This window comes from Aeromonas sp. YN13HZO-058, assembly GCF_001921245.1.
Classification (GTDB): domain Bacteria; phylum Pseudomonadota; class Gammaproteobacteria; order Enterobacterales; family Aeromonadaceae; genus Aeromonas; species Aeromonas allosaccharophila.
The window spans coordinates 17,651-32,265 of sequence record NZ_MQSY01000020.1 but is presented as its reverse complement, the minus strand read 5'-3'; the positions used below and the strand labels follow the sequence as shown (position 1 = coordinate 32,265).

The 14,615-nt window shown below is 57.4% G+C and carries 14 protein-coding genes; 11 read left to right on the top strand and 3 right to left on the bottom strand.

Annotated features, from left to right (window positions below; genetic code table 11):
* The 3 genes from BSP75_RS03890 to BSP75_RS03880 form a co-directional block, all read right to left on the bottom strand.
* The gene (locus BSP75_RS03890) at positions 1-765 is read right to left on the bottom strand and encodes an ATP-binding cassette domain-containing protein (protein ID WP_075112285.1); all 765 of its coding nucleotides are present in this window, start codon (positions 763-765) and stop codon (positions 1-3) included.
* A gap of 46 nt (positions 766-811) precedes the next feature.
* Positions 812-2,458 carry a multidrug ABC transporter permease/ATP-binding protein gene (locus BSP75_RS03885; RefSeq protein ID WP_075112284.1) on the bottom strand — a complete coding sequence of 549 codons (1,647 nt, stop codon included), beginning with the start codon at positions 2,456-2,458 and terminating at the stop codon, positions 812-814.
* Between the two features lie 79 nt (positions 2,459-2,537).
* Complete coding sequence (locus BSP75_RS03880; protein WP_075112283.1) at positions 2,538-4,634, bottom strand: TonB-dependent siderophore receptor; 2,097 nt, start codon at positions 4,632-4,634, stop codon at positions 2,538-2,540.
* Positions 4,635-5,030: 396 nt separating this feature from the next.
* Here BSP75_RS03880 and mioC point away from each other — a divergent pair, with 396 nt between their 5' ends.
* The 11 genes from mioC to atpA all read left to right on the top strand — a co-directional run bounded on the left by mioC (position 5,031) and on the right by atpA (position 14,583).
* Positions 5,031-5,480, top strand: a complete 450-nt coding sequence (gene mioC / locus BSP75_RS03875; RefSeq protein ID WP_033138545.1) for an FMN-binding protein MioC — start codon at positions 5,031-5,033, stop codon at positions 5,478-5,480.
* Between the two features lie 508 nt (positions 5,481-5,988).
* Positions 5,989-7,878 (top strand): tRNA uridine-5-carboxymethylaminomethyl(34) synthesis enzyme MnmG, encoded by a 1,890-nt coding sequence (gene mnmG / locus BSP75_RS03870; protein ID WP_042063321.1) that lies wholly within the window; start codon positions 5,989-5,991, stop codon positions 7,876-7,878.
* A gap of 21 nt (positions 7,879-7,899) precedes the next feature.
* Entirely contained in the window at positions 7,900-8,526 is a 627-nt protein-coding gene (gene rsmG / locus BSP75_RS03865) for a 16S rRNA (guanine(527)-N(7))-methyltransferase RsmG (RefSeq protein WP_005339331.1), read from the top strand.
* A gap of 26 nt (positions 8,527-8,552) precedes the next feature.
* On the top strand, positions 8,553-9,356 hold the full coding sequence (locus tag BSP75_RS03860; RefSeq protein WP_042063279.1) for a ParA family protein: 804 nt from the start codon (positions 8,553-8,555) through the stop codon (positions 9,354-9,356).
* Entirely contained in the window at positions 9,353-10,261 is a 909-nt protein-coding gene (locus tag BSP75_RS03855; protein WP_075112282.1) for a ParB/RepB/Spo0J family partition protein, read from the top strand. Before BSP75_RS03860 ends, BSP75_RS03855 begins: the two co-directional genes overlap by 4 nt.
* A 190-nt stretch (positions 10,262-10,451) precedes the next feature.
* Complete coding sequence (locus BSP75_RS03850) at positions 10,452-10,862, top strand: ATP synthase subunit I (protein ID WP_075112281.1); 411 nt, start codon at positions 10,452-10,454, stop codon at positions 10,860-10,862.
* A gap of 8 nt (positions 10,863-10,870) precedes the next feature.
* Positions 10,871-11,653, top strand: a complete 783-nt coding sequence (atpB, locus tag BSP75_RS03845) for a F0F1 ATP synthase subunit A (protein ID WP_042063276.1) — start codon at positions 10,871-10,873, stop codon at positions 11,651-11,653.
* Between the two features lie 58 nt (positions 11,654-11,711).
* Complete coding sequence (atpE, locus tag BSP75_RS03840) at positions 11,712-11,954, top strand: F0F1 ATP synthase subunit C (protein WP_005307205.1); 243 nt, start codon at positions 11,712-11,714, stop codon at positions 11,952-11,954.
* A gap of 54 nt (positions 11,955-12,008) precedes the next feature.
* On the top strand, positions 12,009-12,479 hold the full coding sequence (gene atpF, locus BSP75_RS03835) for a F0F1 ATP synthase subunit B (RefSeq protein WP_005339336.1): 471 nt from the start codon (positions 12,009-12,011) through the stop codon (positions 12,477-12,479).
* A gap of 13 nt (positions 12,480-12,492) precedes the next feature.
* The gene (gene atpH, locus BSP75_RS03830) at positions 12,493-13,026 is read left to right on the top strand and encodes a F0F1 ATP synthase subunit delta (protein WP_005342351.1); all 534 of its coding nucleotides are present in this window, start codon (positions 12,493-12,495) and stop codon (positions 13,024-13,026) included.
* A 15-nt stretch (positions 13,027-13,041) separates the two neighbouring features.
* Positions 13,042-14,583, top strand: a complete 1,542-nt coding sequence (atpA, locus tag BSP75_RS03825) for a F0F1 ATP synthase subunit alpha (RefSeq protein WP_033138551.1) — start codon at positions 13,042-13,044, stop codon at positions 14,581-14,583.
* The last annotated feature ends 32 nt before the right edge of the window (positions 14,584-14,615 follow it).

The window sequence follows — 14,615 nt, the reverse complement described above, 5'->3', positions numbered from 1 at the left end:
CTAAACGATGGCGATGGCGTGATCACGGGCCGGGTGGCGAATGACCTCCATCGGGATGCCATAGATGGCGTGCAGGGTCTCGCTGGTCATGATCCCCTCAGGCTCGCCGTGGGTGAGCAAGCGGCCGGAGTGGAGCGCCACCAGCCGATCGCAGAAGCGGGAGGCCATATTGATGTCGTGAATAACGATGATGACCCCAAGGTTTAGCTGACGGCTCAACTGCTTGACCAGCGTCAGCACCTCCACCTGATGGGCCACATCCAGCGCGGCCAGCGGCTCGTCCAGCAGGATGAAGCGGCTCTCCTGCGCCAGCAACATCGCCAGCCAAACCCGGCCCCGCTCGCCGCCGGAGAGGGTATCCACCAGCCGATCGGCAAAACGTTCGGTATGAGTCAGAGCGATGGCCCGCTCGACCTGACGGAGATCCTCCGCCCCCATCCGGCCCAGCAGGCCACGCCAGGGGTAGCGGCCCATCTCCACCAGCTCCCGCCCGAGCAGGTTCTCGGCGCTCGGCAGATGCTGGGGCAGATAGGCCACCTGACGGGCAAACTCCCGGTTGCCCCAGTCGGGCAGCGGCTTGCCATCGAACAGGATCTCGCCATCGCTGAGGGGTTGCTGGCGTGCCAGCAGCTTGAGCAGGGTCGATTTACCCGAACCATTGTGGCCGATGAGGCCATAGACCTGTCCCTGCTCAAAACGCAGGTCAGTGGGGTGCAGCAGTGTGCGGTCATTGACCGTGAAGCTGGCTGATTTCATCTCGAACATAAACAATTCCTGTGCTGGCTTGCCGCCAGCCTCATCGGTGCCGGCATCAAGCCGGCACCTCGCAATCCAGATGGGCGACGGCATCCTGGCTGACCTGCTCACGCCGTTCACCGGTCAGTTCGGTGAGCTGGCCCTGACGCATCTCCAGCAGGCGATCGGCCAGCGGGAAGTAGTGATCGTCGTGGCTGATGGCAATCACCGTCTTGCCCATCTCCCTGAGGCGCGGCAACAGCAGCTGATAGAAGATGCGGCGGAACTGGGGATCCTGATCCGCGGCCCACTCGTCAAACAGCATCACCTCGCGCTGCTCGGCCAGCGCCAGCAGCAGGGCGACCCGCTTGCGCTGCCCCTGAGAGAGCTCGATATCGGCGATAAAGCCATCCTCGATGGTGAGCTTGCTGCTCATCTGCAACCGCTCCAGCCACTCGGCGACCAGCTCATCCTTGGGTTCCGGCCCCAGCAGGTGCTGGAACAGGTGATAGTCGGTGAAGATGGCGGAGAAGAGCGCCAGATAGCCGTTGCGATCGGTGACGGGCTCGCCATCCAGTAGGATCCGGCCCGATACCGGCTGATAGAGCCCGGTCAGCAGCATGGCCAGCGTCGACTTGCCGGATCCGTTGCCACCTATGATGAATGTCTGCTCCCCCTTTTCGATGACCAGATCGATGGGGCCAACGGCAAAGCCGCCCTCCCCCTGATAGTGAAAGCTCACCTGCTCCAGCTCGATACGCTGCCAGGGGCGGATGGCGGGTGGCTGCGGGAAGTCCGCGTCCGGCTCGGCCAGATTGAGGGCGGCGATCTTGTCGAACGCCACCTGAGCGGCAAGCAGAGTCGGCAGGGCGCCAATCCCCTGCAACAGCGGGGTACGCAGGAACAGCAGGGTCAGGGCGAAGGTGGCGGCCACATTGGTGTTGGCCCAGCCAAGGCCGTTGGCCAGAAAGAAGACCAGACCGATGGCCCCCAGCATCATGATATTCGACCAGTTCACCGCGCTCAGGTGATAGGTGTCGGCGCGGATGATCTGCTGGCGGTAGTCACGGGCATTCAACTCATAGAGCTGGTGATAGACAAAGTGAGCCCGCTCGCGGTTGAGCGCCAGCTCCTTGCTGCCGGCGATGATGGCCTGATAGTTCTGATAGAGCCGATCTTCGGCCTGACGCATTTGGGAGAGATGGCGATAAACACGGTTCACCAGCAACCAGCCCACCACCATGGTGACGGTGACCCAGAGCGCGGTCACCCCGAGCAACGCAGGAGAGAGCCAGCCGAGGTAAAGGGCTGAACCCAGCGTGAGCACCAGCCCCTGTACCAGCTCCGGCAGGCGTACGAAGGCGATGGTGATCTGGCCGATATCGCTGGAGAGGGAGGCCAGCAGCGGCCCCTGACCAATCTGACGGATGCGGGCGACATCGGTATCCAGCAGTTGCTTGAGCAGACGGCCACGCAACCGGTAGACAAAATGGTGACCGAGGGTGGTCAGGGCCAGCTGAGATCCGAGCGTGATCACCAGCAGCAGCACAATCAGGCCGACCAGCTGACCGAGGATCGGCAGCGGATCACCTATAGATTCGATAAGAGACTGATTGATAAAAGCAATGACGCCAATCCCGCTGATGGCACTGAGCAGACTGAGCAGGGTAATGGCGATAAAGGGCCAACGATATTGGCGATAAACCAGAGACAAGAGTTCCATAACGGACCGGTATTCCAGAGAGATCAAAACAACTGCGAGTGAAAAGAAGGGCGGGAGTCTGATTCCCGCCCGACTTCGATTACCAGCGGTAGTTGATGCTGCCCACTACGCTGCGCGGCTCGCCGTAGTAGCAGTAGTAGTCACAACTGGCCACGTAGGTTTCACCCAGCAGGTTGTTGACGTTGAGCTGGGCACGCCAGTTCTTGGCAAAGTCATACCCGATCATCGCATCCCACACGGTATGGGCTGGCACCTCGGCAGAGCCGTAGATGGGGGTGTAGTCCGCATTCACGGCGCCAATACCCACGCTGGAACCGATATAACGCACACCGGTACCCAGCTCCAGACCGGAAGCCACCCCTTGCTGCACCTTGTAGTTGCCCCAGAAGGAGGCGATGTGGCGCGGGATCAGGCTGGCACGGCGATCGCCACTGCCGGTGTCGTTGGTTTTGGCATCGGTGTAGGTATAAGCAGCGGTCAGACGCAGCGCATCGGTCGCCTGCACGCTCCCCTCCAGCTCAATCCCCTGAGAAGTCACTTCACCCGCCTGGGTCTGCTGGCCGGAACCGGTAGAGACCAGCGAGTTGGTCTGGGCCAGATCGAACAGCGCCAGATTGATGTAACCATCGAGGAAGGCTGGCGCATACTTCACGCCGGTCTCGTAGAGCTTGCCCTGGAGCGGCTTGTAGGAACTCTTGGTGTTGGGATCGATCCCCGGCAACACCTCGAACGACTCGGCATAGGCAAAGTAGGGAGAGAGACCGTTGTCGGCCAGATACATCAGGCTGCCCGAGAGGGAGAGCTCGTGATCGTACTGGCGCTGGTCCTTGCTGGTATTGGTGTTGTGGGTCTCCACATAGTCAAAACGGCCACCGGCAGTCAGCAACCAGCGATCGTCCCAGCGGATCTGGTGCTGGGCATAGAGGCCGCTCTGGCCCTTGGTGCTCTTCTGGTGAGTGGCGGTCGACTCGTCAAAACCGGGGAAGCCGCTGTAATCCGGGTTCATGGTATTGATAGAGCCCATGCCGTAGTTGTCGGCCTCGACACCTTCATTGACATGGCGCTGCAGATCCACCCCCAGCAACAGGGTCTGCTCGGTGCTGTCGGTGTTCCAGTAGCCCACCATCTGGTTATCCATGGTGGCACTCTTGGTATTGCCATCCCGGTAGACCAGACCGCGGTAGGCGGTCGTGCCTTCATAGGTCGGGAAGATATAAGTCTGGCGCAGCAGCAGATCGTTGTAGTTGAAGCGGACGTTCTGCTTGAACTCCCAGCTCTGGTTGAGCTGGTGGGCCAGCTCGTAACCGGTGGAGATCTGGGTATTGCGATTGCGATCGTAATCCGGCTGGCTCAGGTTGGTGGAGGGATCAATCTGGCCGCCCGAAGTGTTCAGGGTGCCATAGACCGGGAAGAAGCCGTTGGTCGGGACCCCTTCGTCGTGCAGGAAGCTGGCCAGCAGAGTCAGACTGGTACGATCCGAAAGATCGAAGGTGACGCTCGGCGCCAGATAAACCCGATCGTTATAGGTGCCGGTGAGCACCCCATCACGCTCTTTATAAAGAGCAACCATGCGGTAGCGGCTGTTGCCGGAGAGCGCGTCAGAGACGTCCACCCCGACCTGATGATGATCCCGGCTGCCAAGCTGCAGATCCACCTGCCCTTGCGGCGTGGCGGTCGGTCGTTTGCTGATGGCATTGATCACCCCGCCCGGAGGTGCCTCACCGTAAAGGATCGAGGCTGGCCCCTTCAGCACTTCCACACTCTCCAGACCGAACGGTTCCGGCGTCCAGACGTAATAGCCGGTGCCAAACAGCCGGTTGCCATCCAGATAAGAGGCGGCATCAAAACCACGTACCTTGAACCAGTCGGTGTTGTTGTCTGAACCATAGAGGCCAGTCAATACGCCGGAACGATAGCGAAGCGCCTCATCCAGCTGCAACACGGCGTGCTGATCCAGCTCCTCGCGGTTAACCACTGAGACGGCGCGAGGGGTCTCGGCCATCGGCACTTCCACCTTCATGGCCGTACCGGTCACCACCATGGTTTCGCTGGCTTTGGGCAGCTCTGCGGCGGCCTGTTCGGCCATCAGCGGCAGGGAGACAAGCAAACCGGAGAGTGAAAGCACGCCAAAGGCGCCCTTCTTGCCGGGTCCTGAAGTGTATTTTTGCGCAATCATATTAAAGTCTCGTTTATCAATGAGTTATGTTGTTTTAATTGTTATTTTTGGTCGTTTTTAACGACATCACCCTGTTCCATGGGCGAATAAAGCAGCGCAATCCTACTACAGGAGCCGTGATCGAATCGATTCAATAATTGCTAATCATTTGCATCTGCATTGTTATCTAACTGCATCGTTGACAGGATTTCGCGGTGGATGGGAGTCATCAGGAGAGCCATTAGCGGAGAAGAAAATGGAGAGGAGTATAAAGAAGCAGAAAAAAGATCGACGGGATGGATCCAACAGCATTATCTGACTGGATCCATTATCCCCAAGCTTTATCCATATTTATCCACACCCTTTGGCGGTAGAATCCGGCTTTCCGTTTCTTTGTCTGAAATCAGGATCCATTCCATGGCCAAACTCAATCTCGTCGTCGGCTCCATGCTGGGCGCCGCCGAATATGTCGCAGACCACGTCGCCAACCTGCTGGAACAGGCTGGCCACCAGACCCGGATCCACAACCCGGCCAAGCTGGCAGAGGTGCTGGATGATGCGGGATCCATCCTGCTGGTGGTCACCTCGACCCACGGTGCCGGTGATGTGCCCGATAACCTGCAACCCTTCGCCAAGGATCTTGCCGAGCAGCATCCGGATCTTAATTCATTGAAATATGGCGTGATCGCCCTTGGCGACAGCAGTTATGACACCTTTTGCCAGGGCGGCAAGACGCTGGATCGACTGTTGGCCGAGTGCGGTGCCAGCCGGATCGGCGAGCGGCTCGACATCGATGTGACCCAACACGAGATCCCCGAAGATGCCGCCGAAGTGTGGATCCGCGACTGGATGACGATGATCGCCTGATCAGCGTGCGGGAGATCCTGAAAAAAAGCTTGATCTCCCCACTTATCCCCAGATCGACTATCCACCATGTTATTAACAGATTGATCCGGGGGAGTTGTTCTACAAGGTTACCCACAACGCCCAGGGGTAATGTGCATAACTACGGTGTAAAGCTCTGCAAAACCTATAGTTATCCATGTATTAGATCCAGACCGACAGACCTCTGTGTATAAAAGACCTGGTTATCCCCTCGTTCACCGGGCCAGGATCCAAGCTTTTCCACAAGCTAGGATCGTCCTTAAATTAATGATCTTTATGATCAAAAAGTGCTTATCAACAGAAAGGGCGGATCCTAATAAGAGATCCAGTAAAAGATCGATCTAAAGATCCTTAAGATCTAATTAGTGGATCCTCCCTTCATACTGAACGTTAAGTAGACGTTCCCCTCAGGACGCGAAACAGATAGAATGTTCCGCCCTTTAGCCCAGGCAAATAAAGATCTTCAGGCGTGCAGATCAAGGTGATCCCAATGCAATACCATGAACAATTTGATGTGATCGTCGTCGGTGGCGGTCATGCCGGAACCGAAGCAGCAACAGCGGCAGCCCGTATGGGCATGAACACCCTGTTGCTGACCCACAATATCGATACGCTGGGACACATGTCCTGTAATCCGGCGATCGGCGGGATCGGCAAGGGACACCTGGTCAGGGAAGTTGACGCACTCGGCGGGATCATGGCGCGTGCCATCGATCTTGGCGGGATCCAGTTCCGCACCCTCAACTCCTCCAAGGGCCCGGCAGTGCGAGCCACTCGTGCCCAGGCGGATCGCCTGCTCTACAAGGCCGTCGTTCGCCAGATGCTGGAGAACTACCCGAACCTGAAGATCTTCCAGCAGGCCTGTGACGATCTGATCATGGACGGGGATCGTGTTGCCGGTGTGGTCACCCAGAGCGGGATCCGCATCAGCGGCAAGACTGTGGTGCTGACGGTCGGTACCTTCCTGAACGGGTTGATCCACATCGGGATGGAAAACTACAAGGGCGGCCGCGCCGGGGATCCTCCCTCGATCGCCCTGGCCCAACGCCTGCGTGAACTGCCGCTGCGCATCGATCGTCTCAAGACCGGTACGCCGCCGCGCATCGATGCTCGCAGCGTCGATTTCTCTGTGATGCAGGCCCAGCACGGCGACGATCCGCGTCCGGTCTTCTCGTTTATCGGCGATGCCAGCCAGCATCCCCGTCAGGTGCCCTGCTACGTCACCCACACCAACGAGCGTACCCACGAGGTGATCCGCAATAACCTGGATCGCAGCCCCATGTACGCCGGGGTGATCGAGGGGATCGGCCCGCGCTACTGCCCGTCGATCGAAGACAAGATCACCCGTTTCGCCGACAAGACTGCGCACCAGATCTTCGTCGAGCCGGAAGGCCTGACTACTCACGAACTCTATCCAAACGGGATCTCCACCAGCCTGCCGTTTGACGTGCAGGTGCAGATCGTCCGTTCCGTGCGTGGCTTCGAGAACGCCCACATCACCCGCCCCGGCTATGCCATCGAATATGATTTCTTCGATCCGCGAGATCTCAAGGCCAACATGGAGAGCAAATGCATTCCAAACCTGTTCTTCGCTGGCCAGATCAACGGGACGACCGGTTACGAAGAGGCGGCGGCACAAGGCCTGATGGCCGGTCTGAACGCGGCCCTGCGTGCCCAGGACAAGGATCCCTGGAACCCGCGTCGGGATCAGGCCTACATGGGCGTGATGATGGACGATCTCTCCACCCTGGGGACTCGCGAGCCTTACCGCATGTTCACCAGCCGCGCCGAATACCGCCTGCTGCTGCGTGAAGACAACGCCGATATCCGCCTGACCGCCATCGGTCGCGAGCTGGGTCTGGTGGATGACGAGCGCTGGAGCAAATTCAACGCCAAGATGGAACAGGTCGAGCTGGAGCGTCAGCGCATGCGTTCAACCTGGATCCACCCGCAACACCCGTCACTGGAAGCGGTCAACGCCCTGGTCAACACCCCGCTGACCCGCGAACAGAGTCTGGAAGAGCTGCTGCGCCGCCCCGAGGTGACCTACGATGCGCTGATGGCCATCGAGGGGGTCGGCCCTTCCGTGACCGATCCTGCCGCGGCCGAACAGGTTGAGATCCAGATCAAGTACGCCGGTTACATCGAGCGTCAGCACGATGAAGTGGAAAAGCAGCTGCGCAACGAGAACACCCTGCTGCCGCTGGATCTGGACTATCGCGAGGTGAATGGCCTCTCCAACGAGGTGAAAGCCAAGCTGAACGATGCCAAGCCGCAGACCATTGGTCAGGCTTCCCGCATCTCCGGCATCACCCCGGCGGCCATCTCCATCCTGCTGGTTCACCTGAAAAAACACGGCCTGCTGCGTAAAACCGCCTGAGGATTCTTACCGTTGGAAAATATGCTGGAAAGATTGAACGGCCTGCTCAAGCAGGCCGAAATTGTTATCACCGATACCCAAAAGAGCCAACTGGTGCAGTTGGTCGAGTTGCTGCACAAGTGGAACAAGGCTTACAATCTCACCTCGGTGCGAGATCCGGACGCCATGCTGGTCAAGCATATCCTCGATAGCCTGGTGGTAAGCCCCCACTTGCACGGTGAGCGCTTCATCGACGTGGGGACCGGTCCCGGCCTGCCGGGATTGCCGCTGGCGATCATCAATCCGGACAAGCAGTTCGTCCTGCTCGACAGTCTGGGCAAGCGGATCAACTTCATCCGTCAGGTGATCCAGGAGCTGGGTCTGACCAATGTGACGCCGGTCAAATCCCGGGTTGAAGAGTATCAACCCGAGGTGGGGTTTGATGGTGTACTGAGTCGGGCATTTGCCTCGCTGGAGGACATGCTGAGCTGGTGTCACCACCTGCCGTCAGAACAGGGCTGCTTCCTGGCGCTCAAGGGACAATATCCCGAGCAGGAGCTGGCCCAGTTGCCTGCCAATATCCGTCTGGTAGCCTGTCATGAGTTACGGGTGCCGGAGCTGGAAGGCGAACGTCATCTGCTGGAATTCAAACATATCCAGCCCGAATAGGGTCGCAGTTTCATTTAGGGGATCGTGTGGGAAAAGTCATCGCCATAGCCAACCAGAAGGGTGGAGTGGGTAAAACCACCACCTGTGTGAATCTGGCCGCCTCCCTGGCTGCCACCCGGCGCAAGGTGCTGGTGATCGATCTGGATCCGCAGGGCAATGCCACCATGGGCAGCGGTGTCGACAAGTATGACGTCGAGCGCACCGCCTATGAGCTGCTGATCGAGGATGCCCCCATCAGCGAGGTGATCATCCCTGAAACTTCCGGGGGCTATCACCTGATCGCCGCCAACGCCGACGTGACCGCGGCCGAAATCCGTCTGATGGAGTTTTTCGCCCGCGAAATCCGCCTGCGCAATGCGCTGGCCTCGGTGCGGGACAAATACGACTACGTCTTCATCGACTGCCCGCCCTCTCTCAACATGCTGACCGTGAACGCCATGGCTGCCGCCGACTCCGTGCTGGTGCCCATGCAGTGCGAATATTACGCGCTGGAGGGGCTTACCGCCCTGGTTGATACCATCAGCAAGCTGGCCGCCGTGGTCAATCCGGAGCTCAAGATCGAAGGGGTGCTGCGCACCATGTTCGATCACCGCAACCGGCTGGCCAATGATGTGTCCGATCAGCTAAAACAGCACTTCGGCGACAAAGTCTACCGCACCATCATTCCCCGCAACGTCAGACTGGCGGAGGCCCCGAGTTTCGGTGCCCCGGCCATGCACTATGACAAATCATCGGTGGGCGCCAAGGCCTACCTGGCACTGGCTGGCGAAATGCTGCGCCGCCAGGAGCAGGAGCGTCAGGCGACCATCGCAGACCGAGAGAGCATATGACTCCGAAAAAACGTGGACTGGGCAAGGGGCTGGATGCCCTGCTCAGTACCAGCACGGCTGCCCGCCAGAAACAGGTGATGAGCGATCAACGTACCGAAGAGGCCATGGCCCCTACCAATCAGGGCGAGCTGCGCAAGCTGCCGGTGGAGTGGTTGCAGTCCGGCAAGTACCAGCCCCGCAAGGATATGTCTCAGGACGCACTGGAAGAGCTTGCCAACTCCATCCGCGCCCAGGGGGTGATCCAGCCCATCGTGGTACGCCCTCTCGGCGAACAATCCTTCGAAATCATCGCCGGTGAACGGCGCTGGCGCGCCTCCCAGCTGGCCCGTCTCGAGGTGGTGCCCTGCATCGTCAAGGATGTGCCCGACGAGGCCGCCGTCGCCATCGCGCTGATTGAAAATATTCAGCGGGAAGACCTCAATGCCATCGAAGAGGCGGTCGCTTTACAAAGACTGCTGACCGAATTCGAACTCACCCACCAGCAGGTGGCCGAGGCGGTGGGCAAGTCCCGCACCACGGTGACCAACCTGCTGCGCCTCAACCAGCTCAACGACGACGTGAAGCGTTTCGTCGAGCATGGCGACCTCGACATGGGTCATGCCCGTGCCCTGCTGGCCCTGAGCGGCCAGGCCCAGTCCGAACTGGCCAAGCTGGTTGCCCAGAAGGGGCTGACCGTGCGCGATACTGAGAAACTGGTGCAAAAAGCGCTCGAACCGGCAAAAGCCAGGGTCGAACCTGCCCATGATCCGCAGATCGGTTACCTGGAGCGCCAACTGGCAGAAAAAATTGGCAATCAGGTGCAACTTCAGCCTGGCAAGCGGGATAGCGGGAAGTTAGTAATAAGTTACGAGAATTTGTCCGATTTGGACCGTATATTGGGCTATTTTGGCGTGTCGGAATCGTGATTTTTACGCTTTTTGTAGTAATAAAACATCCATTCCTTTTGATATGGCCATAACCTTGATTTGCCGCTGAAAGCCGCAAAAATTAAGGATTTTTGTCATATTGCAATAGCTGCCCTCAAGGGTATAATTTGACCGGCTTTAAGAGCTGTTAACATGGGGTCTTCGGATCCCGATTTTTTACAGTTCTGTAATGTTCAGGGGTAGGTTGGTGAAGCAGAAATTAGCCTTGGAAGGTTTGACACTGGCCTTGGTTATGCTCGTTTGTCAGCTCATCCTGATCCTGGCGATGAGTGCCGTCTGGTTTTATCTGACTGGTGCCAGCGCCGGTTATTCCGCCCTCTACGGAGGGGGGATGTACTGGGTTCCTCAAGCCTTGTTTACTGTCTGGGTGCTGCGCCGCAAGGTGACAACCGAGAGTGTGGGCCTGGTTTTGCGGGACTTTTATGGTGGGGCTGGGATTAAGCTCATTTCGACAGCAGGTCTGTTTGCCCTGCTGTCCAGTGTGGGAGTCGAGGTCGTTACCGTCTCGTTTTTCGCCACTTATATCCTCGCCCTCGTTGTACAGTGGATGGTTTCATTCACGCTTAACAACCACTATTAGGAAAACTCATGTCTGCAACCGGAGAAGTCCTGACTCCTCAGGGATATATCTCCCACCACCTGACCCACCTTCAAGTCGGGTCCGGGTTCTGGACGGTCAATATCGACTCAATGATATTTTCCGTCGTGCTAGGCGCCCTGTTTATCCTGTTGTTCCGCAAAGTAGCCGTTAACGCTACCAGCGGTGTGCCGGGTAAGCTGCAGTGCTTTGTGGAGATGCTGGTCGAGTTTGTGAATGGTAACGTCAAAGACATCTTTCACGGTCGCAACAAGGTCATCGCACCTTTGGGGTTGACCGTGTTTGTGTGGATCTTCCTGATGAACTTCATGGATCTGATCCCCGTTGACTTTATCCCTCACGCTGCACAATTGATGGGTATTCCCTATCTGCGTGTGGTTCCCTCTGCTGACGTTAACATCACCATGTCCATGGCTTTGGGCGTGTTCTTCTTGATCCTGTACTACAGCATCAAGGTCAAGGGTATCGGCGGGTTTGTGAAGGAGCTGACGCTTCAGCCTTTCAACCACCCGGCGGCCATCCCGGTTAACCTCATCCTGGAAACTGTTACGCTGATTTCCAAACCTGTTTCTCTGGGTCTTCGACTGTTCGGCAACATGTATGCTGGCGAACTGATCTTTATCCTGATTGCGGGTTTGTTACCCTGGTGGTCACAGTGGATCCTGTCCGTGCCTTGGGCAATTTTCCACATCCTGATCATCACTTTGCAGGCATTCATTTTCATGGTTCTGACCATCGTCTATCTGTCGATGGCGCAGGAAGACCATAATTGATGCAACTCAAATAATCCTTTTTATACAATCAATTACATCTAAATAACTGGAGATCCTCATGGAAAACTTGAACATGGACCTGCTGTACATCGCTGCTGCAATGATGATGGGTCTGGCTGCTATCGGCGCTTCCATCGGTATCGGTATCCTGGGTGGCAAGTTCCTGGAAGGTGCTGCTCGTCAACCGGATCTGATCCCTGTTCTGCGTACCCAGTTCTTCATCGTAATGGGTCTGGTGGATGCGATCCCGATGATCGCCGTTGGTCTGGGTCTGTACGTGATGTTTGCGGTTGCTGGCTAAGTCGTTACGACTCTCCAGGCATAACCCATTAACTAACTTAAGAGGACATCGGCTGTGAATATCAATGCCACCCTCCTCGGCCAAGCAATTGCTTTTTTCTTCTTCGTAGTGTTTTGCATGAAGTACGTATGGCCGCCGCTGATTGCTGCCATCGAAGCCCGTCAGAAAGCTATTGCTGACGGTCTCTCTTCTGCCGAACGTGCCAAGAAAGATCTGGATTTGGCCAAGGCCAACGCCACCGATCAGCTGAAAGAAGCCAAGCTGCAGGCTGCTGAAATCATTGAACAGGCTAACAAACGTAAAGCCCAGATCATTGATGAAGCCGCCGCTGGTGCCCAATCCGAGCGGGAAAAAATCCTGGCTCAGGGCCGTGCCGAGATCGAAGCTGAACGTCATCGTGCCAAAGAAGAACTGCGTAAGCAGGTTGCTGCTCTTGCCATTGCTGGTGCAGAGAAGATCCTGGCGCGTCAAATCGACCAGGCTGCCAACAGCGACATCGTCGACAAACTGGTAGCAGAACTGTAACGGGAACGGGGCTATGTCTGAACTGACTACAATCGCTCGCCCCTACGCCAAGGCTGCTTTCGAGTTTGCCGTTGAGCACAAGGCGGTTGACCAGTGGCTGGGTATGCTCGGTTTCGCTGCGCAAGTAGCGGAAAACGAGACCATGCACAACCTGGTAAACGGCTCTGTGGCTGCCGAAGAGCTGGCAAATCTATTTGTCGGTATCTGTGGTGAGCAACTCGACGAGCATGGCCAGAACCTGATCCGGGTGATGGCCGAGAATGGTCGCTTGGGTGTGCTGCCGGCGGTCGTTGCTGAATTTGTAGCGTTCAAAGCTGAACTGGATAAAGAGGTTCAGGCTGACGTGATTTCGGCGATCGAACTGACCGACCAGCAGAAAGCCAATATTCAGGCTTCTCTGGAACAACGTCTCGCGCGCAAAGTGAAGCTGAATTGCAGCATCGATGCGTCCTTGATGGCCGGGGTGCTCATCAAGGCCGGTGATCTGGTAATCGACGGCACAGTCCGCGGTAAGCTGGATCGCATGGCTGACGCGCTGCAATCTTGATTGGGGTATTAGAGCATGCAACTGAATTCCACTGAAATCGCCGAGCTGATCAAGCAGCGCATTGCGCAGTTTGATGTAAAAAGCGAAGCGCGTAACGAAGGTACTATCGTCTCTGTGAGCGACGGTATCATTCGTATTCACGGCCTGGCCGATGCCATGCAGGGTGAGATGATCGAGCTGCCGGGCAACCGCTACGCTCTGGCATTGAACCTGGAGCGTGACTCCGTCGGTGCGGTGATTATGGGTTCCTATGACGGTCTGTCAGAAGGAATGAAAGTAAAAGGTACTGGCCGTATTCTGGAAGTGCCGGTAGGTCGTGGTCTGTTGGGCCGGGTGCTGAACACCCTGGGTCAGCCGATCGACGGTAAAGGTCCGATCGACAACGACGGCTTCTCGCCGATCGAAGTGATCGCACCGGGCGTTATCGAGCGTAAGTCTGTTGACCAGCCGGTCCAGACCGGTCTGAAAGCCATCGATGCCATGATCCCTATCGGTCGTGGCCAGCGTGAGCTGATCATCGGTGACCGTCAGGTTGGTAAGACCGCCATCGCGATCGACACCATCATCAACCAGAAAGATTCCGGCATTAAGTGTGTCTACGTTGCGATTGGCCAGAAGGCCTCTACCATCGCCAACGTGGTGCGCAAGCTGGAAGAGCACGGTGCCCTGGCCAACACCATCGTGGTCGTTGCCTCTGCCTCCGAAGCGGCTGCCCTGCAGTACCTGGCTCCGTATGCCGGTTGCTCCATGGGTGAGTACTTCCGTGACCGCGGTGAAGACGCGCTGATCATCTATGATGACCTGTCCAAACAGGCCGTAGCTTATCGCCAGATCTCCCTGCTGCTGCGCCGTCCGCCAGGACGTGAAGCTTACCCGGGTGACGTTTTCTATCTGCACTCCCGTCTGCTGGAGCGTGCTGCTCGCGTTAACGCCGAGTACGTAGAGAAGTTCACCAATGGTGCCGTGAAAGGCCAGACCGGTTCTCTGACCGCGCTGCCAATCATCGAAACCCAGGCGGGTGACGTTTCTGCGTTCGTTCCGACCAACGTGATCTCCATCACCGATGGTCAGATCTTCCTGACTTCACAGCTGTTCAACTCCGGTATTCGTCCGGCGGTTGACCCGGGTATCTCCGTATCCCGTGTAGGTGGTGCTGCCCAGACCAAGATCGTCAAGAAGTTGTCCGGTGGTATCCGTACCGCACTGGCCCAGTATCGCGAGCTGGCGGCATTCGCCCAGTTCTCTTCCGATCTGGACGATGCGACTCGCAAGCAGCTGGATCACGGTGTGAAAGTGACCGAGCTGATGAAGCAGAAGCAGTACTCTCCGCTGAGCGTGGCTCACCAGTCTCTGGTGCTGTTCGCCGCAGAGAAAGGCTATCTCTCCGATGTCGAGCTGAACAAGATCGTCGACTTCGAAGCCGCTCTGCTCTCTTACGCCAATACCCAGCATGCCGAGCTGATGGCTGAAATCAATGCCAAGGCCGACTACAACGACGCGATCGTTGGCAAGCTGACTGCGTTGCTGGATGACTTCAAGGCAACCCAGACCTGGTAAGCGTGTGTGGCAGCGCGAGCTGCCACCTGATG